The organism is Nostoc sp. C117 (genome assembly GCF_043099735.1).
GTDB lineage: Bacteria > Cyanobacteriota > Cyanobacteriia > Cyanobacteriales > Nostocaceae > Nostoc.
Genome location: NZ_CP170991.1, coordinates 7,820,615 through 7,842,708, shown reverse-complemented (window position 1 = coordinate 7,842,708; position 22,094 = coordinate 7,820,615). Strand labels below are relative to the sequence as shown.

Genomic DNA, 22,094 nt, shown 5'->3' with positions numbered 1-22,094 from the left:
AACTTGAGAAAAGTTGCCCGTCTTACTAGTTATCAGGAATCAAGGTGGGTTAACATCTGTCAATTTTAATTACAAAGGCTGCCAACAGCAGCCTTTGGTGTAGGGGTTTTAGCCATTAGAACTTTAAGTTCTGAAAAAATAAAGCTGCTTAAATTGAAACTGGCTTATTATTGGCTCAATACTTCTTGAGTGTGCCTCTAATGCGGGATTTCTAACATCAAAAATTATACTTTATTGTTGAAATTCAAAACATTATGAGCCGCAAGCAGGCGGAAGAAAAATTCTTCGAGGCAGAACAAAAGTATCGCACTCTAGTCGAACAAATTCCAGGTGTTTTTTATATATCACCGATTAATACTACTGCGAAAGTTGCTTATATTAGTCCGCAACTGCAACAATTATTAGGCATTGCTCCAGAAGATTGGAATCATAATTTATTCAATAGTTGGTTAGATTACACTCATCCAGACGATCGCGATCGCCTTTGGCAAGCGGTCAACACTACAATCTCTAACGGAGAGCCTTTGAGCATTGAGTATCGAATGATTAGGTATGATGGGAGAACAATTTGGGTACGAAATCAAGCTAATCTTATAGTCTATCTGGATGGACAAACTCAGGTACTTCAGGGTTTAGTGTTTGATATCAGTGAACGCAAAGAGGTAGAAGCAGCACTGCAAGAAAGCGAAGGGCGTTATCGTGCCATCCTCGAAGACCAAAACGAACTGATTGCTAGAGGCTTACCAGATGGAACTATTACCTTCATAAATCAAGCTTTTTGTCGATTTTTTGGACTGAAGCGGGAAGAGATTATCGGCCAGCACTATGAACCGATTGTCTTTGAAGAAGACCGAGAACGTGTGTATTGTGTAGTAAATTCCATCAGTTTAGAAAATCCTGTTGTCACCGTTGAAAATCGGGTTATCGCTTGCCAATCTCTGCGATGGACGCAGTGGATTATTCGAGGGATATTTAATGACCAAGGCACTTTGCTGGAATTTCAATCAGTGGGTCGAGATATTACTGAGCGCAAACGCGTAGAACAAGCTCTCAGTGACAGTGAGAAAAAATTTCGTGTCATCTTCAATCAAACTATTCAGTTTATGGGATTGCTTCAGGCGAATGGAATCGTCTTAGAAGCCAACCAAACAGCCCTAGATTTTGCTGGACTTACGCGAGAAGAGGTGGTTGGTCAGTTATTTTGGGAAGCAAAATGGTGGACAATTTCTCCAGAAATACAAACACAATTAAAAGCTGCCATCGCCATTGCTGCTAATGGTGAATTTATTCGCTATGAAGTTGATATTTTGGGTCGTGATAATCGAGTTATCACTATTGATTTTTCACTCCGTCCCATATTCGACGAAACAGGGCGTGTAACAGTCATAATTTCCGAAGGACGAGATATTAGTGAACATCAAGCTGCTCTGCACGAACGCGAGAAAGCTGAAGCTGCATTGCGCTCAAGTCAAGACTTTCTGCAAAAGGTTGCTAATACAATACCGCATATTTTGTATCTGTTTGACTTATTACAAGGAACAAGTATTTATCTCAACCAGCAAAGTTTTACAGTTTTAGGTTATTCTCCAGAAGAATTTTGTCAAGCAGATCCTCAATGGTTAATGAATTGCTTTCATCCAGACGACCAATATCTTTGCTATGATATACCGAGTCGCTTTGTTAATTTGAAAGACAATGAAGTTCTTTCCACCGAATACCGATTCCGACATAAAAACGGTGAATGGCGTTGGTTGAATACACGAGAAGTCGTATTTGCCAGAGATGCTAATGGTATTCCAACGCAGATTCTTGGCTCGGTAGAGGATATTAATAGTCGCAAAGAAGTTGAAGCGATGCTGCGACAACAGTCAGAGGGAGAGAGGCTAATTACTGAAGTAACTCAACAGATTCGGCGATCGCTGAATTTGGAAGAGGTTCTGAATACAACAGTTAACAGTATTCGGGAGTGTTTGCGTTCAGATTGCGTAGCTATTTACCAGTTACAAGCTGACGGAAGTGGTTACTTTGCAGCCGAATCAGTGGGTGATGGCTATCCCCAGAGATTAGAACAGACAACGTACCCATTTTGGATTAATGGAGATTTCAGTCACTATTATCAGGGATTACCTACGGTTTTGCATGATATTCAGCAGTCTGATTTTTCCCCTGATATTTTTGAGTTATTACAACTTTATCAGGTGAAAGCCGCGATGGTAGTGCCGATCGTCAATGGTGAGGATCTGTGGGGTTTACTTATTACTTATCAGTGTGCCAAATCTCGTTACTGGCAAGCATTTGAAGTTAATTTGTTGCAGCAACTGGCCAGTCAAGTAGCGATCGCCATTCATCAATCACTACTCTACCAGCAGCTACAAGCTGCCAATGAAGAACTGCAAAGATTGGCTACCTTAGATGGCTTGACTCAAATAGCTAATCGCCGCCGCTTTGATGAGTATCTCAAAACTGAGTGGCACAGACTAAAACGGGAGCAAGTCTCACTATCGTTAATTTTGTTCGATGTCGATTTTTTTAAACGCTACAACGATACCTATGGTCATTTAGCAGGAGATGATTGTTTGCGGAAAGTGGCAAGTGCCTCATTAAGTATTGTTAAGCGTCCCGGAGATTTAGTCGCGCGTTATGGCGGAGAAGAATTTGCGGTAGTTCTCCCGAATACAGAGATTGAAGGCGCAATTTATCTAGCTGACTCAATTCGGCAAGCAGTACGCGACTTGGGGATTCCTCATGCTCGGTCTAGCGTGTCTGACTGTGTAACTGTGAGTCTAGGTGTTGTCAGTATTGTGCCAAATTCCGAAATCTTGCCGCAAGACTTGATTAATGCAGCAGACAAAGCACTTTATACAGCCAAACAACACGGACGCGATCGAGTTCGTGCTGTTTACTTTTCGCCTCCTTAGGGCTTTTGATTCCTAGCCCACAGTTCATAACCTTTGATAAGCTTTAAAAAAATAACTGTTAAAAAATCTAAAAATTTGAGGAAATGCACTCACTAAAATTGTCAGACTTGTATTTTTAGATAAATCTAGTTTTTTAGATATTTGTAAAGTGTCGGGGAATCTAGCAGATGAAGATACTGGTACTGAGTTGGGAGTTTCCACCCAGAATAGTTGGGGGAATTGCACGTCATGTCGCTGAGTTGTACCCAGAATTGGTCAAGCTAGGGCATCAAGTCCACCTGATTACAGTGGAGTTTGGTCAAGCATCAATGTATGAGGTGGTGGAGGGAGTCAACATACATCGAGTACCAGTGGGGCATAGTAACGACTTTTTTCACTGGGTAGTCAATCTCAACCAGAGTATGGGAGATCACGGTGGTAAGTTGATTTTGGAGGAAGGACCCTTTGATTTAATTCATGCCCATGATTGGTTAGTAGGAGACGCTGCGATCGCTCTCAAGCATAATTTTAAAATACCACTAATTGCTACAATTCATGCTACGGAATACGGACGCTATAACGGTATTCATACAGATACCCAAAGGTATATTAATGGTAAAGAAACCTTGCTAGCTTATAACGCTTGGCGGATTATTGTTTGTAGCGACTATATGCGGCGAGAAGTAGAACGAGCGCTACACAGTCCTTGGGACAAAATTGATGTCATTTATAACGGTATTCGAGCCGAAAAGAAAAAACACCACGTAGATTTTCATGCTCTGGATTTTCGTCGCCAATTTGCCACAGACAATGAGAAAATTGTTTACTACCTCGGTCGTATGACCTACGAAAAGGGTATACCTATATTGCTCAATGCTGCACCCAAAATACTCTCAGAAATGGGAGGCAACGTTAAATTTGTCATCGTTGGTGGCGGTAATACTGACCATCTCAAGCGCCAAGCCTGGGATTTGGGAATTTGGCAGCATTGCTATTTTACTGGGTTTCTGACCGATGATTACTTAGATAAATTTCAAACTATTGCTGACTGTGCAGTGTTTCCGAGTCTTTATGAACCCTTTGGAATTGTGGCTTTAGAAAGCTTTGCTTCTCGTGTGCCTGTAGTGGTTTCTGATACAGGAGGATTTCCCGAGGTAGTGCAGCATACCAAAACTGGCATTGTGACTTGGGTAAATAACGCCGATTCTCTAGCCTGGGGAATTTTGGAGGTGTTAAAAAATCCAGGATATCGTCAATGGCTGGTAGATAATGCTTATGAAGATTTAGAACGACGCTTTAGCTGGCCGAAATTAGCTAAGCGAACCGAAGAAGTTTATCAACGAGTTGTACAAGAGCGATCGCAAATTCCCTGGTAAGGGACTGACAATTAAAAAATATCCACCTGTAGGGTCAAATGTACTGAATAGGTTCGGTTAAGCCAAGAGACGCGATAAATCGCCCTCAAGACGAAGGATTGATTATTGTAGAGACGGCGATTTATCGCGTCTTTGTGATTTAGAATTTTCATCAAAAAGCCCTAACCGAACCATATTAGAATAGTACTGACTTAAGCAAAAGTTGCTCCGTGGGTCTGCGAATTATTCAAGAAACTGGGGTTTGTAGTGAGCGATTTATCGTTCAATTTTAAGCACTGAAGTGCTTACTACAAACTTTTATAACCCTTCATAACTGATGAAATAGTCCAGTAGTATTCTGTCTCATTAGTTCTGAAGGGGTTGGATAAATCTTAAAAAAAGTTCTTCTAAGCAGAATTCTGCTGGCAATATTTGTAAGCGGCATATGCCATAGTCACAACCCCAGTGATAATGGCAGATTCATCGACTTCAAATTGGGGATGGTGTAATGGATGGTTAATGATTCTTTCTTTATAGCCTACACCCAAGCGAAACATTGAACCGGGGACACGTTCTAAATACATAGAAAAATCTTCAGCGCCAAGAGAGGGTTCGGGTAAGACTTGAACGCGATCGCTACTCCAAGCTTCTTCTGCGGCTGATTGCAACAATTGCGTCAGAGTATAATCATTTTGGACGCTTGATACCCCCTGACGATAATTTACTTGATAACTTGCCCCATAACCACGGCAGAGATTAGCAACAATATTTTCGATCCAGTTCGGGAGATGGGCACGGGTTTCCGGATGAAGCGATCGCACTGTTCCCAATAACTGCACTTTATCAGCAATTACATTTGGCGCTCTACCACCATTAATCTTCCCTATGCTCAAAACTACAGGACGCAAGGGATTCTGCGTCCGACTGATGGCTTGTTGCAATCCAGTAATAACTTGAGCCGCAATCCAAATGGCATCAATCGCTTCATGAGGACGCGCGCCATGCCCAGATTCACCAATAATCAAAATCTCTAAATCATCAGCAGCAGCAGTCAATGCTCCGTAACGCACCCCAATAGAACCTGCGGGTATAGAAGGGAAAACATGAACCCCAAATATAGCTGAGACGTTTTCCATTGCCCCATCTTTCACCATCCAGCTTGCCCCTTGGGCAATTTCCTCGGCTGGCTGAAATAAAAACCGCACTTTACCACCCAAGTCTTCTGCCAGTTGGGACAGTATCATGGCTGTTCCTAATCCCACTGTGGTATGGACATCATGACCGCAAGCGTGCATCACACCGTCTGCACGAGAGGCGTATTCCAAATCAGTACATTCTTGAATTGGTAAGGCATCCATATCGGTACGAATTGCTAATAAACGGCCATTTTGACTACTATTTTGCAATTCTCCAATGACGCCTGTTTTGCCAACACCTTCTTGTACATGCAGACCACTGGAAGACAAAACACCAGCGACGAAGGCAGCTGTTTGGTACTCATGACCACTCAGTTCTGGGTGAGAGTGGATATGACGGCGAATTTCAATTAAGCGAGGCGCTAGTTTTGCAGCTAAATCTTTAATACAGGTAAGCATCGATTCGATTAATCTACAGGCTTGCTTTCATCATAAGAAGTCGGGAAAAAATTAAATGGTAAATGGAAATTCCATCCTTGTCCCCCACTTGTGGAAAAAATCCATTGCCTATGCCTGGTTAGTCAACTACTTCCGACTCTGGTGTACTGATTATTAACTCAGACATCAAATCAGGCAAAAACCCTTGCTTTTCATCCTTTGCTGTCTGGTTTTTCTCTTCAGCAGCAGGTAGCCAGTTAACAAAAGGTAGGGGTAGCAGTGTACTGAGGTTAGTAATCAGCACCAATAGCCAAAGCAAATCAAAGTTTGTTGCTGTGATTCCCAACCAATAGGTGATTAATGCCCCTAATGCATGGGAAAACGTTCCTGCTAAATTGAACACCGACATTAACAAAGCAAATAATGTCGCTTCCACTCCAGAGGGACAAAGCCTTGCAGCTAGCACCATCACTTGCATAAAGGCGATTTTCCCCATCACAGAGAGAACCAGACTATCACCCAAACTAAACCAGTGGTCATCAATACCCAACAGTCGATTAGTGTGAGTTACTAACAAAAGCATAGTCATTCCTAACATTGAGGAAATGACGGTACTCCAAGCAAAAATTACCCGAAAAGGAATGCCTTTGAGGAAACGTTGAAAAATCCAAACACCTGCTAAAGAAGCGAAACTTGTCACCAAATGCACCCGACCCAAGAATTCTGGTTCAAAGTGTAGTTCGTTGGTAGAAAAATAGAAAAAGGCTGAGTCAGCATTTGGGGTAGCTTGCCAAATGAAGATAAACAGTGTTGGTAACCAAATTGTTTTTTGGCTCAGGGCTTGGCGCAGCTGCCCCAGTTGATGTTTGATGGTTAAAGAGTTAGTGTCATTACTGTCTTTAGCATTTTTGCTAATGGGGGACTCAGCAATTAACCAAGCTACCCCTGAAACGATGAGAGGAAATAAAGCGGTAATCCAAAAAACAGTGCGGGTAGTAAAGTGTTGGAGAAGCAGACCGCTGAAGTATGCTGTTATCAAACCTCCGATCGCAGAAATACCCCAACACAAAGATTGTAGAGAACCTGCTTTAGCTTGGGATTCGTTTCTAGCTCGTTCGATAACCAGTGAGTCAACTATTACATCACTGAGGGCGACTGAAAGAGAACTAAGGGTGATGGCTATTGTAGCTGCCCAGGTAGTATGAACTATTGTTGCCAGACTGACCCAGGAAACAGTTCCGAGTATCCCTGACAAAATTAAATAAGGACGCCTACGATAGCCAAATATAGGCAAGCCATCAGAGATAAAACCAAATGCTGGCTTAATCATCCAAGGTAGAAAGGCAATTCCCAATAGCGCCGACACTTGGACTGGACTTAATAGCAGTTCATCTTTGAGGAAAAAGCTGATCGCTAAACGCGATAGCCCTAAAATTCCTTGGACAAAGTAAACTGCAAGAATTGCAATTAACTCGGCATTTGGTTCATTGCCCAAAAAGATTTTTTCTCTTACTGAATCTTTTACCTTGGACAACCCAGATGATTGAATCAGCATTCGATAAATATTTTTTAAGTTTTATCTACTTTTCTATGATACCGATTTCTCAGGAGGGAGCAGACGGTTTTAATCTGTTAGGCATTCAACTTGTACATTTACCTGATGACTGATGACTGATAACGGTCAACCGTCAACCGTCAACAATTATCCAGTGAACACTGGTAACTGTTGACTGTTAACTGTTAGACTACCGTTCGTAATCTAAAATACAATATTTGTCAATGCATTCGACTAAAAAAACTGCTGTCCCTACTCGTGTTGTTGGTTTAATTAGTGGCACATCTGTAGATGGCATAGACGCTGTATTGGTAGAGATTTCCGGTAAAGAATTGGATCTCCAAATTGAGTTGGTAGCCGGAGTAACATACCCTTATCCAGCCGAACTCAGAGAAAGAATATTGGGACTTTGTGCAGGTGTTGCCATATCAATGGCAGAATTGGCAGAAATAGATGATGCGATCGCCTTTGTCTTTGCCCAAGCTGCCCAAAATATTCAAATTGGTCACCAGTCAGCGGATTTAATTGGCTCCCACGGTCAGACTGTTTATCATCGACCACCTGGGGGACAAGGGTACAAGGGGACAATTCTAACTCCTGACTCCTCACTCAGCACTCAACACAGGCTAAACGCCCCGCTAATGCTAACAGCACTCAGCACTCCTTTGGGTTACAGTCTCCAACTAGGGCGAGGTGAATTAATTGCTCATATAACAGGCATTACAACTGTCAGTAATTTTCGGGCTGCTGATATTGCTATTGGCGGGCATGGTGCGCCTCTCGTGCCCAGAGTGGATGCTTATTTACTCAGTCATCCCCAGGAAGGACGCTGTATTCAAAATATTGGTGGTATTGGTAATGTTGCTTATATTCCACCTCGGTATGGGGACTGGCTCTCAAAAATTCGCGCTTGGGATACTGGTCCAGGAAATAGTTTGTTGGATCTGGCGGTAGAGCGTTTAAGCGCTGGTGCTAAAACTTACGATGAAGATGGTAATTGGGCAGCGAGTGGTACTCCTTACTATCCATTAGTAGAGCAATGGCTAAGCCAAGACTACTTTCATCTACCGCCCCCCAAATCCACAGGTCGAGAGTTATTCGGTGTTACATATCTGGAGCAGTGTTTAAAAGATGCACAAGCATACCAACTAAATCCTGCTGACATATTAGCAACTCTCACAGAACTTACAGCCGCTTCAATTGCTCATAGTTACCAGACTTTTTTGCCAGAAATGCCACAGCGAGTATTATTATGTGGTGGTGGTAGTCGTAATCAGTATTTGAAACAAAGATTACAGTTATTATTACCATCAATACCAGTCTTGACTACAGATGAAGTTGGTTTGAGTGCAGATTTTAAAGAAGCGATCGCCTTTGCAGTTTTAGCCTACTGGCGAAATATAGGTATTCCTGGCAACCTACCTACTGCCACTGGGGCATCTCAAGAAGTTCTTTTAGGTGAAATTCACCACTGCTGAATGCTGCGTGCGGGACAAGGGGACAAGGGGACAAGGGGATAAAAAAAACTCCTCACTCAGCACTCAATACTCAGCCCTGCTATAACTGTAGTCTTGGTGGCACTCGATCGAGACAGGAAATATAGAAGGTGGCTCATACTTTTTTATTGGAACCAGGACGCTGGACAATACAAGGAAATTGGCTGGAACGTAATGGTATGCCAATCAGTGTCAAAGGTATGACATTAGTCGCTTGGCATCGAGATAACTGGTTTACTATGGCCACAAAGCTGATATTCCCAGGTAGCGATCGCTCCGAAATCTCCCTGCAATACAAGGGACGCTTGCATGATGGAGAGCGTCAGTATAATTTTTTACTACAAAATAATATTTTGGGGCAAGCTGAAGGTGAAGGTTGGATTGGTTTAGATACCATTGTGCAGCGTTACTGGGTACTAGGCGATCGTCAGCGTCGTAGTGGCTTTGAAACCCTACATCGGATTTCAGATGATACATATTACCTCAGTAGTGGCATTTTAACTGGTCATTTTTTAACTAACACAATGGAAGCTAGTCTAGAACGTCAGTCAATTTAAAGCCAGTAAGTAACTAGCCACAAAAAAACAAAGTACATTAAAGAATGTGAACAGCTTATTTTCTACATCGCTAACTGTAAATCTCTTAAGGGGACTGTCGCTAGCACAACTAAGGGAAACTAACTCTGGGTTAGCTATTCTCATTTAGATGAGGAAATAGCCTAGAAACTTGGAATAAAAACGGTATACTTCACTAATTCTTTGAGCTTGTCAAACCCGGTTGTAAGGATGGACTGATGGCAGTGTATTAGCTATCAATACCCAAAATTTAACCTTTGAGCTTAATAAGTCATGGTTGATTTTGATTAAGCTACTTAGTTGTATAGTAAAAAAGAAATGGTTAAGTTATCGTCAGGACTTTAGTATTTTTACGTAACGGCGTCGTCAGGAGATCAATTTCGTGAATCCCAAAGTATCTGTCATTATTCCTGCCTACAATACTGAGGCTTATATTGAGAAGGCAATTAAGTCAGCCTTAGAGCAAACCCTCAATGATATTGAAGTGATCGTCGTCGATGATGGTTCAACTGATAAAACCGTAGAAGTAGCTAAAAGTTTTAGCGACCAACGCCTCAAAGTGATAGTTAACGAACAAAATCTCGGAGCTGCTGGCGCCCGTAATCGTGCCCTTAGAGCAGCTCAAGGCGAATGGATTGCTGTACTTGATTCAGATGATTGGTACGCCCCAGAAAGATTAGAAAAGCTTGTGTCGTTAGCAAATGAAAAAAATGCAGACATGATTGCTGACGATCTTTATTTAATCAACGATGGTGAAACATCTCCTTGGGGTACATTGATTCAAGAAAGTGGAGAAAATATAGATAAAATTCGGCAAATTGATATTGTTTATTTTGTAGAATCTGATATTTTTGCAGAACCAGGCTTGCATCTTGGCTTAAGTAAGCCTCTATTCAAACGAGAATTTATGGTTAAGCACGGCATTGAGTATGATGAAGCTATCAGAATGGGTCAAGATTTTTGGCTGGATATGAAATGCTTAATCAAAGGAGCTAGTTTTTTTCTTGAGCCAAAACCGTATTATTTCTACCTCTCACGTCCCGGGTCTCTCGTACATCAAAGCCGAATACCGCGTTTAATTCAAAACTGTAAAGCTACTAGTTCTTTCATGGAAGAAGACGCTGTGAAGACAAATCCAGCTTTAATGCGTGCTTTATCTCATAGTCTTGCAGTCAATAAAAAATATCTAGCTTACTTTCAAGTAGTAGAGCCTTTAAAGGAAGGAAAATTGTTAACAGCATTAAAGCAAATGCTAAAAAATCCTGACTTTTTTCATCATTTTAATTCCCAATTGAAGAATATGATCGAGCGTCGAATTCAATACTATATTATGGGTAATAAATCGGTTTTTCACATTTCTTATAACTTCCAGAAAAAACGAAAACCTACTAATTAATACTATATTTTTATTTAATCCTTCCTGAGAAATAAGATCCCCGACTTGTTAAAAAAATCGGGGATCTTCTAAGTTTTCACAAATCAGATAGAATTGCTGGGGGTCAGGCAGTTATGTCTTCATAGAAAATTCATAATCTTAAAGATTTTCATCCTAAATCAATATTTATTATTTTTCCTAGAAAAACCAGATTTTTTAAAATTATCTTGGTGGGTGAAGGAAGAGTGGGGATATTAAAGAGATGAGGAAGATGAGGGAGAATAATTAATGCCCCATATTCAGTTCCTCGAACATTGTGCAAATTGCTAGTGATGTCTACCACTAGCTACACTTAAGCCTTTTATATGTTATAAAGCTCAGAGAAATTTATGTTAGGCGAAAACTACTCTATGGAACCAGACAAACTGGCTAGTTTTAAAGAGTACGGCGAATTCATCCTCCGAAAGATAGATTCTGTACCCCAGTACCCTTCTAAACAAGAAGATTGGGTTCCGGCTAGCCTTGATGATTGTCTCCGTCGTCTGCGAGAAGCTGCCGAGAAAACTGTAGATCTTGCTACTTCGCCTGTGAAAATTGGTGTAATGGGAGAATTCAGTAGTGGAAAAACCTTACTTTTAGGCAGTCTGATTGGATATGCAGATGCTTTGCCAGTAAGTGAAAACCCGACTACAGGTAACGTTACTGCTATTCATATTATACCCCAAGATGATTTTAGTACGACTCAACTCAGCAATTTTACTGTAGAATATCTTTCCCATGAAGGGGTACATGAGTGTCTGCGCTTTATGCTAGGAGAAGCTAATAGGCGGACAACAGCAGCAGGACTGCCTCCCATACCAGTGTCAAAGCTAAACTCAGGGAAAGATATTGTTGGCTGGTGTGAGGAAGCATGGAATAGTTCTAACAATTTAGAATTACGTTATTTACTTAGAGAATTAGTATTATTTTTACGAGCTTATCAAGCCTATGGCGAAGTGATGTGTGCTGGGCGCTACCAGATTGATGCTACAACCGCTCGTGAAGGGTTACAGCTAGTAGAACAGCCAATGGCAATCCAAACTCTGAAATTTGAAGATTTACCACCAGCGCATATCCGATTACCGAGTCCACCCCAGAGGCTACCAACGAAATTATTACAAAACAGCTTCCCACTGATTCGCCGTGTAGATATTGATGTGAAAATATCACGGGAAATTTGGGATTTTACGAGTGCTGGTAAATTTATTCTCATCGACTTTCCCGGATTGGGGGCTGCTAATTCCGGCGCGAGGGATACCTTTTTGTCACTGCGGGAATTGGCAGAAGTACAGACAATTTTAGTACTGCTAAATGGTAAATCGCCGGGGAGCGATCGCGCTAATAAAATCTTTACCATGATGCAGCAGCAGCGACCGGGACAAGACCTGAAAGATTTAATTCTCGTCGGTGTCGGTCGCTTCGATCAACTACCCCTAGACAGTGAAGGCGTTGAAAGGGAACTTGACCAACTAATTGAAGATAGCCCAACCAATAGCCATTTACATGAGGAAAGCGTTTTCCAAAAACTCAAGGTTCTGCAAACTACTATAGACGGTGCAGAGGCCTTTACGATCCAAAAAGACCGCATCGTTTTACTGTCGCCACTGTTGGGACTGGCTGAATTAGCCAAACGTTCGAGTAAAGTCAAAGCAGGTTCACCAGACTTCTTATCTAACTTGGATTATCCTGATTACTTAGACAGATCTAAACGGCTACAAGATAAATGGGGACGCTTAAGCGAACGGCTGTTAGAATCTGACGCCCGTAGCTATTTGGGCAGACAGCTAGGTTACTTTGCTCAAGATGGTGGTATTGGTAAACTACGGGAATTGATTAAAAATCACGTTGCTACTCACGGTCTGAAGCAATTGTATGAAGATACTCGAAGATCTGCTGATGTGGTAAGTCAGCAACAAGATTATTTGAAAGACATCATAGATGAAATCCACGAACAAGGCATACCCACAGGAGACAGTCCCGCTTTTACTGAGTTGCGTTTTGTAGTGGAAACTTTAGATAAAATCTACAGAAATTTCCAAAAAAACTTAGGCAAAGAACCACTCAAAGATCGGCGCGGTCTTGTCGTCAGCGATGTAGTAAAAGACGAACTTACCTTTAAAATCCTGAATTGGAATCAGTGGACTTTACTATTCAATAAAGCCAATAATGGTACTATCGCCCTCGCGGAATCTAAAGGTGCGGCGGGGAAATTATTTGATAGAGGAAATCGCGTTAATATTTCTCTGCCAACAAAGAGTGATGATTTTTATCCAATATTTGAAAAAACTGTTAAAGAAGTAGAAGATTTTGCCCGCGATCGCATTCGTCAGGCAGTGGTAGATCTATTGAATCAATTGTCAAATCAAGTAGCCCCAGAACGAGAGCAATTGAAAGCAATTGTCAACCCAGAAATGGAACAAGAAATCGAATCAAAATTTGGTTTTGAAGAAGCCGATCTCTTTTATAAATTATTATTAGGATGCGACCCTAACGAATGGAAAGAAGCAATAATTTCGGAAATTAATAGCAAAGACAAACCCGTTGCACCTGAAATCATTTTTCCCCTAGCGCGTCAAGACGACAAACACAACGTCGGGCAAATTTTTGACTGGGCACCCGAAAAAAGCCAAGGTTTAGCAAGATCCAGCAACCATCAACTTTTAGTACTGCGACTGCGAGATGAAATGACTGCTAGCGCTAGCCTTCATCTTGTGCAGTATGTTAGTGAAGTTAATCAGCAAATTAATTCGGAACTAGAAGGAATTTTGGATCAAATTATTCCTAATCTGCAAAATCTCTCCAAAAAAGAAGTATTACTTAGATATTTAACAGCTGGTGAGTTGCCATCTGAAATAGCAATTCCGACTTGGTTGCAGATTCTTTCAGAAATTGCCGCTATTTCTTATTTAGATGACTGGAGATAACAAAAGAAACAACTTAGACTTCTCTATAAATTGATTTCTAGGATATAGGAATGGGAAGAACTAAAACTTGAACTTGTACCTCAGATCTTAGCTTCTGGTATGTCCATAGAAAATGTTAGTAAGTTACTTAATTTAACCATTGAACAAATAAGGCTTATAAGCGAGCAAAAATCTTGAACATCAACTTAGTAACTGGTGGAATTTTCAAGGCGATGGCTACGCCTTTTCATCCAAAAGCGTAGGCGTAGCCTAACCTATACATCGCCTTAGATAAAGCCAGCACTCAACAGAATCATTTGATACTATAATGAACCCTTTTAAATTGAACAACTATAGCGATCAAGAACCAAACGAGAAACAACAAAAGAGATTTCCCGGATGGTTTGCTTTAGATTTTGGTACTTCGAATTCTACAGTTACACTTTTCGATCCCATTGAAGTACCCATCGCCGAAATTTTACCCAAAGAACAAGAAATACGCCTACGTGAACGTTTATCTCAATGGCTAAGTTCTCCTGCTTCTGTGGCTTTACCAGATGTCAGCGATGATGATTGGGAAAAGTTTATTCTAGAAATTAGTAAAAACCTAGAAATAGAACCAAATAAATTAAGTGAAGTTTTTGAGAATGATAATAAAGAACGATTTTTAGAAGCGATTCGCCAAATTGAACTTTGTTTAGGAAACAGCGAAAGATTCCGTCGGGCTGTTAGTAAAAAACTCTACCAAATCTATCATGAGGTGTTCCGGGTTCCTACTTTAGAATCGCAAAATCTCATCCCAGTTGTGCTGGATATCGATCGCCGTGAGACAGAAATTCCCAGTGAGTCGGAAATTTCCCACTTATCTGAATTAGAACTGCGGATGGGTAGGGAAGCGAGAGATAACAGAAAAAAAGCGATCGCCCAAGGTACAAGCGGTACTTTAAAGGAAATTATCAGTAGGTTTCACCATTCACCCAAACGCTATTTTGGTCAGGAGCGAGCGTTTTCAGTTATTTTAGATGGGAAAGAAGAAATAATTACCGCCAAAGAACTAATTCAATCTGCTTGGGCACATTTAATTAAATTAACTGAAGACTACCGCCAACGGGCGCGACGCAGGTTTTCAGAAGGAGATTTTTTAACAGCAGTTGTTACTTACCCAACAGTCGCCCCACCGCTTGTTCGCAAGGAAGTTAGAGAATTAGTTGAGCAGTTGGCGATCGATGATGTCCAAACTGCTTATGATGAAGCGGTTTCCGTGGCAATTTTCTTTTTGTGGCGAGAATTTGGCGGTAATCTGAATATTGGCATCGAATCATTTAAAACTCGTTGTCGTCAAGTAGGAAACAAATGGTCACAAAATGTTCTCGTTTTAGATATCGGCGGTGGTACTACAGACTTAGCTTTAATTGAATTGACTTTGGAAGATAAAACCCCAACTTTTGCTGGCGATCAAGACAGGGGTTTAGGAGGACGTTACTATAAACTTACTCCCAAACTATTAGGCTCATCTGGTCATTTACAGTTAGGTGGTGAATTAATTACGCTGCGAATTTTTAGATTATTAAAAGTAGCGATCGCTGATTTTTTATTAACCGCAGTAACTATAGGTGAAATTGAAAGCGAAAGGTTAGAAGATTTAATTAACTCGGAGTTAAACGAACGTTTCTTAGAACAAGGAAAATTTAAAAATGGCAGTCTTTTAAAATGTCTAGACAAGGAAAATCCAGAAGGCGATGTTGCTTATAAAGATGCCCTAGATACTGCCGAGAAAGTATTACCTACTCGTTGGCAACAATCACCCCAACGCCTACAAACATTTTATCTTTTGTGGGATTATGCAGAAACCGCTAAACTTAAACTTGGGCAAAAAACACCGTCTAATAATTCTCTATTAACCTTCACACTTTCTGAACAAGAAATTTCTGAACTCCTGATCCAAAGTACTATTAAATTGCAAGTCAACGATCCCAATAACATCTGCGTTACCCTAGACAAGCAGCAATTTGAACGAGCTGCCGTTTCCGGAATTAAAGAAGCGATCGGTATTGCTAAAGGATTAATGGAAAGCCGTTTGCGTCCCAACGATCTCACCAAAGATTCTTGGAATTCTCAAAAAGTCGATTGGTTAATTTTGTCTGGAAAAACTTGTAATCTGGACTTAGTACAGCGCCAAATTTATCAAGAATTTAGTAATTCTCCGTATTTCGTCTGGAATCCAGAACGCATTACTTTTGTTTTGGAATTTACTAAACTCGCTACATCCGCAGGTGCTTGCTATGCCGAAAAATTACGAAGATTAAGATTCGATCCAGAAGAATCCAAAAGCTTGCTGCGTAAAGGAGCTAACCAACTAGAAATTGATGTCAAAAACCTATTTTATTATTTGCCTTGCAACTTCAAACGCAAAACCCAAAGCAACGATTTATTGACTATATTTAAAGCCGGTCAAGAACTTTATCAACTAGCATCTTGGGAAACCGTCGCTAAAGTTCGTACCCTTTGGCAAGGCATACAATTAACTAATATTATCTACCGCCAAGATTACGAAGAAGGGGATTTACGACTTTGGGGTAGTTTTGATGGTAAAAACCTGATGAAGAAACTAGGAATTGAAGAAGCAGAGTTTATCAAAAAAATCAAGGTTCAGTTTGAAATTGACCAAACACTCGAATTTAGTATATTACTTTGTCAAGGAAATCCTCATTATTTAATTGATATTTCCGGAATTGATTTAGGTGCAGTAATTTCAGAAAATTCAGCGCTATTTGCTGATGGAAAATTGAAGTGGAATATCGCTTTAGAACGCACCAATAAAGACTTAAATGATGGTGATATTGCCGTCAATGTTATCGAATCCGCAACTGTGGATCAACCAGATGCCTATCATCTAGTATTTGGAGTAGCCAAGGATGATAGTAAATTATTGAAACAATTTCACTATTTGCTCGATGGGGTAACAGAACCAGGAACCGGATTAATTAGTAATCCCTTACCTGCCTTTCCGCAAACTGGCCAGCACACCTTCTATGTTTATCAAATAGACGCCGAAACCCAAACTAAAAAATGGATACGGATTGGCGCACTCAGCAAACCTGATATTACAACAGATTACCCTTGCCAATATCATGTGACTCTCGACGATCGAGGTATTCTACGGATGCACGCCGGTGAAGTGCCTTATTGGACATCAACAAATGAAGAATGTCTCAAACAAGAAGGATGCGTTTATCGTGCTGAATTAGAATTACAACCTAATGAAGTTGATAAAGAACGCGATCCATTTTGCGGCATACATTAGAATTTACTCACGCAGCATCAGATTGTGCTTATTACCTAATTAAAATAGGTTCTTCATTTTGCCAATAAAGGTTCAAAAAATTTCACCATTACAGATTTCCATATATGAAATTATCCAGTGTTGGAGTAACTAAAATGTAGAAGTTGTAGATTATAATCTATCAGAAGATTTAAACGCATCTTTAAGGAAACTTTTACAAATATATAGATAGAAAGTTTCCCTATAACATTCCTTTTCAGATAATATCGATACTTTCTTTTTCCGTCGTACACTAAAGTCTTTGAAAGAGAAAATCTCGATCTGTTTTATATTCCAATAGACATATTCATTAGCTACAGTAGCGAAATACACCTTGTTAAGGCTGAGAAAAGACAGCGCAAACCCCGTTCGGCACAATATAGGAATGCTTAGGAGTTAATTTCACAAGCATCGGTTAAGTAAAGAAAATTGTGTTCGATCGCCTGTTCAATTCCCAGAAGCAGAATTTTCATCTATTCTGGAATAAATAGCCATCTAAAAGGCGCGGAGAATCATGGTTGTGAAGTTGCAGCGACCAATTTTAGTGGGAGGATTGGGACTGTCCTTTTCTCTGTGGATGTTGGACAGTTGGCACGATTCTATAGTGCAGGTGGGTGAGTTTGGGTTGTTGAGTGCTTTAGCTGTAGGCGGTGGTTTGTGGTTATTCCAAAAAAATCGCCCGAAAGATAGTTTAGATCAGCTAAATAGTATGCTTGTAAATCGGGCGACAGTGGAAAGTGCGATCGCTAAAGCTGAAGTCGTCATTAACCAACTGGCAGAAGAAGTAGAAAGCCATAGCGCATTAGAGACACTCAGAGAAAAAGTTGCCCAATTGTTATTGGAATTAGACAGACAAGAAATTAAAGTAGCTGTGACTGGCGGGAAATCCGTCGGTAAAAGCACTTTAATTCAAGTGCTAAAGCAAAATATCGAGACACCAAATTGGGTGTCTTTAGCAGAGACAGCGCCTTTGTTTACAGAAGGGAATAAAAATTCAGATGCGGCTGTTTTCGCAGAAATAGCAAAATCTGATTTCGTTCTGTTCTTGACAAACGGTGATTTGACAGACTCAGAATTTCAAACCTTACAGCAGCTAAAAGCAGCAAATCATTCCACAACGCTGGTTTTCAACAAACAAGACCAGTATTTAGCCGATGAACGTGCTAGCATCTTGCTGTCATTGAAACAGCGGATGCAGGGAAATGTAGTTGCAACTGCGGCCTCTCCCATCCCAATTAAAGTCCGAAAGCATGAGGCTGATGGTTCTGTGCAAGAGTGGATGGAACAACCAGCACCAGATATTCAGCAATTAACACAGCAGTTGGGTGAAGTTTTGCTACAGCAGAGACAACGCCTGATTTGGGTAACTACCATGAGGAAAGCCGGGTTGTTGAAAGCTGAGGCCAAAAACTGGCTGAATGAAACTAGATGCGATCGCGCTACCCCAATTATTGAACAATATCAATGGATAGCTGCTGCTGCTGCCTTTGCTAACCCAGTACCAGCCCTTGACATATTGGCGACTGCGGCAATTAATGCTCAAATGGTAATGGATTTGGGTAATGTCTATCAGCAAAAATTTTCCTTGGAACAGGCGCAAACCGTAGCTGTAACAATGGGAAGTTTGATGCTGAAACTCGGTTTAGTTGAACTTTCTACCAAGGCTATTGGTACTGTTCTGAAAAGTAATGCCGTTACCTTTGTGGCTGGTGGCGTAGTGCAAGGAGTAAGTGCAGCTTATCTAACTAGAGTAGCAGGATTAAGTTTAGTTGAATATTTCCAACAGCAGGAAATAGCCATCAGTTCTGGGACTGGTTTAAATTTGGAGAATTTGCGGCAAACTTTGCAAAAGGTGTTTCAACAAAATCAGCAGATTGGCTTTTTACAGGGTTTTGTTAAGCAAGGCGTGAAGCGTTTATTGCCAGATGTACAGCAGCTTGAAGTTGTTGGTGTTGAGAACGCAGTGGGTTAAGTTCACGCAGAGGCGCACAGACACAGAGTTTTTATTAGCGCCTTTGCGTGAAATTAAAAAATCAACTCTTCTCAACTCCTACTGTCTGCGCCTCTGCGTTTCTGCGTGATAAAAAATCATAAAATATACCCCAGCTTAAAACAAACTTGGGTATATCTAACAATTCTCGTGAGAGTTGTGAATAAGAGTAATTAGCTAAACAGCACCACTGTTTCTGTTAAACAAGATGGCTATAGTTTTAAAAATTAGCTTTAAATCGTAGACCAAACTCCAATTTTTTTGATACTGCAAATCTAAGCGAATTACATCTTCAAAACTACGGACTGTAGAACGTCCATTTACTTGCCATTCGCCAGTCATACCAGGTTTAACATCTAAACGTTGCCACTCTGGAACTTCATAGCGTTCCACTTCATCAGGTGTAGGTGGTCGAGTGCCTACTAAACTCATCTCTCCTTTGAGGACGTTCCAAAATTGGGGTAATTCATCAAGACTAGTTCGCCGTAAAAAGCGTCCTACCTTAGTAATTCTGGGGTCATTCTCATTCTTGAAAAAGGCACCTTGTACTTGGTTTTTAACTTGGGATTTCTTTGCTTCAGCATCGACACACATAGAACGGAATTTCCAAATTTTAAAGCGTTTTCCCATCCAACCACAACGAGTTTGAATGAAGAAAATAGGACCGGGATCGTTAATTTGAATAGCGATCGCAATCGGAATAAATAATACTCCTGTAATTAATAACCCAATTAATGACCCTATAATATCTAATAACCGTTTCATCCAAGATGCCACAGAAGCATGAGTAGTGGGTAACTGCTCTATTTTACGGGAAATTGTCTTTCGATTATCTACTATTTCTTCTGGTTCTATTAGCGATCCATCGTTCACATACTCAAGGGGAAAAACTTCATCCAATCCGGTAAGTTTTAGGACTGCCATTACCTGAGGTGTTACATTCCGCAGTTTTAATGTAATGCCTTTGACCTGAGCTGATTTAAAATTACTCACCAGGGCACCTAAACCACTACTATCCATAAAAATAGTTTGGTGAAAGTCAATGATGATTTGTTTGGGATGTGAATTAGTCTCAAGTAAGCCTTGGCAGGTTTGCTTAAAGCGTAAAGCCTCCAGCACACTCAACCGGTTCGGCACCTGCACTATAGCCGTGTCGTTTAGGGTATTAACTGGAAAATCGACCTCTGTCGGTTCGCTAGTCATGAAGCTCTGCACTTTCGTTGCCATGTATAATGTAATATGCCAAACATGAGTTTGTCCTATAAAATTACTTAACCTAATATCGGAATCAGTATTAATAAGGACTAATTGTTATTTACCGGGCTGAGATTGGAGATCGCGACGATTCACAATAGAACAAGAAGCCAAAAAATATCCTTGCTGTTGTGCTGACGCAGCGCGATCGCGTTACTCTGAATCAAATGATTGCTAAAAATACGGTTACACCTACTGCACGCCTGATTGAAGTCTTCTCTGCCATTCAAGGAGAAGGACTGAACGTAGGGACACGTCAGATATTTATTCGTTTTGCTTTGTGTGATTTGCGCTGTCACTTTTGTGATAGTTCCCACACTTGGAATGCACCTGTTAATTGCCGGATAGAGCTATCGCCTGGATTGCGCGACTTTGAAATTTACTCTAATCCCGTCCCATTACCTATATTAATCGAATGGGTGGAAAGGCAAAATCTACCTTCTTTACACGATAGCATTAGCTTAACTGGGGGCGAACCACTTCTTCATGCCCCATTTTTAATGCAGTTTCTACCGGAAGTACGAGCCATAACTGGTCTACCGATATACTTAGAGACTGGCGGACACCGCCCAGAACAACTGGCGATGATTCTCCCCTACTTAGACTCTGTGGGAATGGATTTCAAATTGCCTAGTGTCAGCGGTGAAAGTCATTGGCCAGAACATGCTAAATCTCTCCAGTTATGTCATGATTCATATTTAAATGTTTTTGTCAAGATAATTGTGTCTCAAAACACAGATCCTAGGGAATTGGAACGTTCAGCTTTGCTGGTGGCAGATATTAGTCCAGATATCCCAGTATTTTTACAACCGGTTACACCTTTAGCACCATCTGAACAATTTTCGCCAATACCTGCCCTTGCTCCTGCGCCCGATGAAGTTTTGATTTGGCAGGCCTTAATAAAAAAATTTGTCAAGCAAGTGCGGGTAATACCCCAAACCCATAAAATGCTGAATCAGCTTTGAAGAGTGAGGAGTTTGAAATGGGGACTAAGGATTAGGGATTAGGGACTGGGGATTGGGAAAAACTATCTTTCCGAGTACCCAGTACCCAATCCCCAGTCCCAGAGCGCCGCGCCGATTACTCGCCTTCATCTGTACTTTTCGATTTAGCTTTTGCCTTATTAGCACTGCGTTTGAGGGCAGAGAGCCTTGCTTCGTATTTTGAGCGTTGACGCTTACTAGGAGTGTTGTCAATCAGGGTTTTTAAGGCGCTACCAAGACTCTTGTAGGCATTAGGGAGGCTATAACCAAAACGAGTTGCCAAGGCGATCGCTTTTTCATCAGCATTGAGCAGTTCTTTTATTTGCTTTTCCCCGTTATTTTTTTGATACAATCGCCAGCCGGAAATGCCACACAGCGACAAAGCTAACACCAAAAGCAATCCATCTTGTACCCACAATTCGCCGACAGCACCACCTAAACCGATGGCTAGCGCTGCCATTTCCCAGCCATCTTTCGGTATTGTGTCATTTTGAACGCGAGCAACTTCATGCCAGAACAGCAGATTACGCTGATCCATTGCGAGGGCGTCCCATTTCACCAAGTCAATTTGAATTTCTACTTGGTCTTTACCAATTTCTTCGCAGCGGATCAGGGGTGGATTGACCTCAGTTGTGCCTTCTACCGTGACCCAGCTCTGCAATTCTGGCGGTAGTAAGCCTTTCAACCGCCGAAGTTCACTCATTTCCGCTTTGGCAGAGGAGGTTGCATAGGATGTCATAATATCCAGCCCCAGAAAATTTCAGTATACAGTGAGG

The 22,094-nt window shown here is 41.1% G+C and carries 14 protein-coding genes; 10 read left to right on the top strand and 4 right to left on the bottom strand.

Annotation, left to right across the window (positions count from 1 at the left end; genetic code table 11):
- Window positions 1-254 precede the first annotated feature (254 nt).
- Both ACFG4S_RS33565 and ACFG4S_RS33560 read left to right on the top strand, forming a co-directional pair.
- Window positions 255-2,918, top strand: coding sequence for a PAS domain S-box protein (locus ACFG4S_RS33565; protein WP_392533154.1), 2,664 nt, complete (start codon window positions 255-257; stop codon window positions 2,916-2,918).
- A 167-nt stretch (window positions 2,919-3,085) separates the two neighbouring features.
- Complete coding sequence (locus tag ACFG4S_RS33560) at window positions 3,086-4,273, top strand: glycosyltransferase family 4 protein (protein WP_392533153.1); 1,188 nt, start codon at window positions 3,086-3,088, stop codon at window positions 4,271-4,273.
- A gap of 386 nt (window positions 4,274-4,659) precedes the next feature.
- Here the strand turns inward: ACFG4S_RS33560 and ACFG4S_RS33555 are convergent, their stop codons facing one another.
- A complete protein-coding gene (locus ACFG4S_RS33555; RefSeq protein WP_392533152.1) occupies window positions 4,660-5,847 on the bottom strand; it encodes a M20 family metallopeptidase in 1,188 nt (395 codons plus the stop codon).
- 118 nt (window positions 5,848-5,965) lie between these two features.
- Entirely contained in the window at window positions 5,966-7,381 is a 1,416-nt protein-coding gene (locus ACFG4S_RS33550) for a folate/biopterin family MFS transporter (protein ID WP_392533151.1), read from the bottom strand.
- A 224-nt stretch (window positions 7,382-7,605) separates the two neighbouring features.
- Between ACFG4S_RS33550 and ACFG4S_RS33545 the strand changes: the two genes are divergently transcribed.
- The 7 genes from ACFG4S_RS33545 to ACFG4S_RS33515 all read left to right on the top strand — a co-directional run bounded on the left by ACFG4S_RS33545 (window position 7,606) and on the right by ACFG4S_RS33515 (window position 19,063).
- Window positions 7,606-8,859, top strand: a complete 1,254-nt coding sequence (locus ACFG4S_RS33545) for an anhydro-N-acetylmuramic acid kinase (protein ID WP_392533150.1) — start codon at window positions 7,606-7,608, stop codon at window positions 8,857-8,859.
- A gap of 128 nt (window positions 8,860-8,987) precedes the next feature.
- Window positions 8,988-9,434 (top strand): hypothetical protein, encoded by a 447-nt coding sequence (locus tag ACFG4S_RS33540; RefSeq protein ID WP_392533149.1) that lies wholly within the window; start codon window positions 8,988-8,990, stop codon window positions 9,432-9,434.
- Window positions 9,435-9,834: 400 nt separating this feature from the next.
- Entirely contained in the window at window positions 9,835-10,848 is a 1,014-nt protein-coding gene (locus tag ACFG4S_RS33535) for a glycosyltransferase family 2 protein (RefSeq protein ID WP_392533148.1), read from the top strand.
- Window positions 10,849-11,237: 389 nt separating this feature from the next.
- Complete coding sequence (locus ACFG4S_RS33530; RefSeq protein ID WP_392533147.1) at window positions 11,238-13,790, top strand: proteasome protein; 2,553 nt, start codon at window positions 11,238-11,240, stop codon at window positions 13,788-13,790.
- Between the two features lie 307 nt (window positions 13,791-14,097).
- Complete coding sequence (locus ACFG4S_RS33525; protein ID WP_392533146.1) at window positions 14,098-17,073, top strand: molecular chaperone; 2,976 nt, start codon at window positions 14,098-14,100, stop codon at window positions 17,071-17,073.
- 300 nt (window positions 17,074-17,373) lie between these two features.
- The gene (locus tag ACFG4S_RS33520) at window positions 17,374-17,484 is read left to right on the top strand and encodes a group I intron-associated PD-(D/E)XK endonuclease (RefSeq protein WP_392536144.1); all 111 of its coding nucleotides are present in this window, start codon (window positions 17,374-17,376) and stop codon (window positions 17,482-17,484) included.
- A gap of 121 nt (window positions 17,485-17,605) precedes the next feature.
- Window positions 17,606-19,063 (top strand): YcjF family protein, encoded by a 1,458-nt coding sequence (locus ACFG4S_RS33515; RefSeq protein WP_392533145.1) that lies wholly within the window; start codon window positions 17,606-17,608, stop codon window positions 19,061-19,063.
- Between the two features lie 195 nt (window positions 19,064-19,258).
- Here the strand turns inward: ACFG4S_RS33515 and ACFG4S_RS33510 are convergent, their stop codons facing one another.
- A complete protein-coding gene (locus tag ACFG4S_RS33510; protein ID WP_392533144.1) occupies window positions 19,259-20,308 on the bottom strand; it encodes a sugar transferase in 1,050 nt (349 codons plus the stop codon).
- A gap of 194 nt (window positions 20,309-20,502) precedes the next feature.
- Here ACFG4S_RS33510 and ACFG4S_RS33505 point away from each other — a divergent pair, with 194 nt between their 5' ends.
- Window positions 20,503-21,300, top strand: a complete 798-nt coding sequence (locus tag ACFG4S_RS33505; RefSeq protein WP_392536143.1) for a 7-carboxy-7-deazaguanine synthase QueE — start codon at window positions 20,503-20,505, stop codon at window positions 21,298-21,300.
- Between the two features lie 115 nt (window positions 21,301-21,415).
- On the opposite strand, the gene ACFG4S_RS33500 is transcribed toward ACFG4S_RS33505, so the two are convergent.
- On the bottom strand, window positions 21,416-22,057 hold the full coding sequence (locus ACFG4S_RS33500) for a DUF3318 domain-containing protein (RefSeq protein WP_392533143.1): 642 nt from the start codon (window positions 22,055-22,057) through the stop codon (window positions 21,416-21,418).
- Window positions 22,058-22,094 lie beyond the last annotated feature (37 nt).

Excerpts from the sequence above, each read along its gene's own strand:
- ACFG4S_RS33565 (WP_392533154.1), top strand. The coding sequence starts at position 255 with ATGAGCCGCAAGCAGGCGGAAGAAAAATTCTTCGAGGCAGAACAAAAG.
- ACFG4S_RS33555 (WP_392533152.1), bottom strand. The coding sequence starts at position 5,847 with ATGCTTACCTGTATTAAAGATTTAGCTGCAAAACTAGCGCCTCGCTTA.
- ACFG4S_RS33545 (WP_392533150.1), top strand. The coding sequence starts at position 7,606 with ATGCATTCGACTAAAAAAACTGCTGTCCCTACTCGTGTTGTTGGTTTA.
- ACFG4S_RS33505 (WP_392536143.1), top strand. The coding sequence starts at position 20,503 with ATGATTGCTAAAAATACGGTTACACCTACTGCACGCCTGATTGAAGTC.
- ACFG4S_RS33530 (WP_392533147.1), top strand. The coding sequence starts at position 11,238 with ATGGAACCAGACAAACTGGCTAGTTTTAAAGAGTACGGCGAATTCATC.
- ACFG4S_RS33510 (WP_392533144.1), bottom strand. The coding sequence starts at position 20,308 with ATGGCAACGAAAGTGCAGAGCTTCATGACTAGCGAACCGACAGAGGTC.
- ACFG4S_RS33560 (WP_392533153.1), top strand. The coding sequence starts at position 3,086 with ATGAAGATACTGGTACTGAGTTGGGAGTTTCCACCCAGAATAGTTGGG.
- ACFG4S_RS33500 (WP_392533143.1), bottom strand. The coding sequence starts at position 22,057 with ATGACATCCTATGCAACCTCCTCTGCCAAAGCGGAAATGAGTGAACTT.
- ACFG4S_RS33550 (WP_392533151.1), bottom strand. The coding sequence starts at position 7,381 with ATGCTGATTCAATCATCTGGGTTGTCCAAGGTAAAAGATTCAGTAAGA.
- ACFG4S_RS33515 (WP_392533145.1), top strand. The coding sequence starts at position 17,606 with ATGGTTGTGAAGTTGCAGCGACCAATTTTAGTGGGAGGATTGGGACTG.
- ACFG4S_RS33525 (WP_392533146.1), top strand. The coding sequence starts at position 14,098 with ATGAACCCTTTTAAATTGAACAACTATAGCGATCAAGAACCAAACGAG.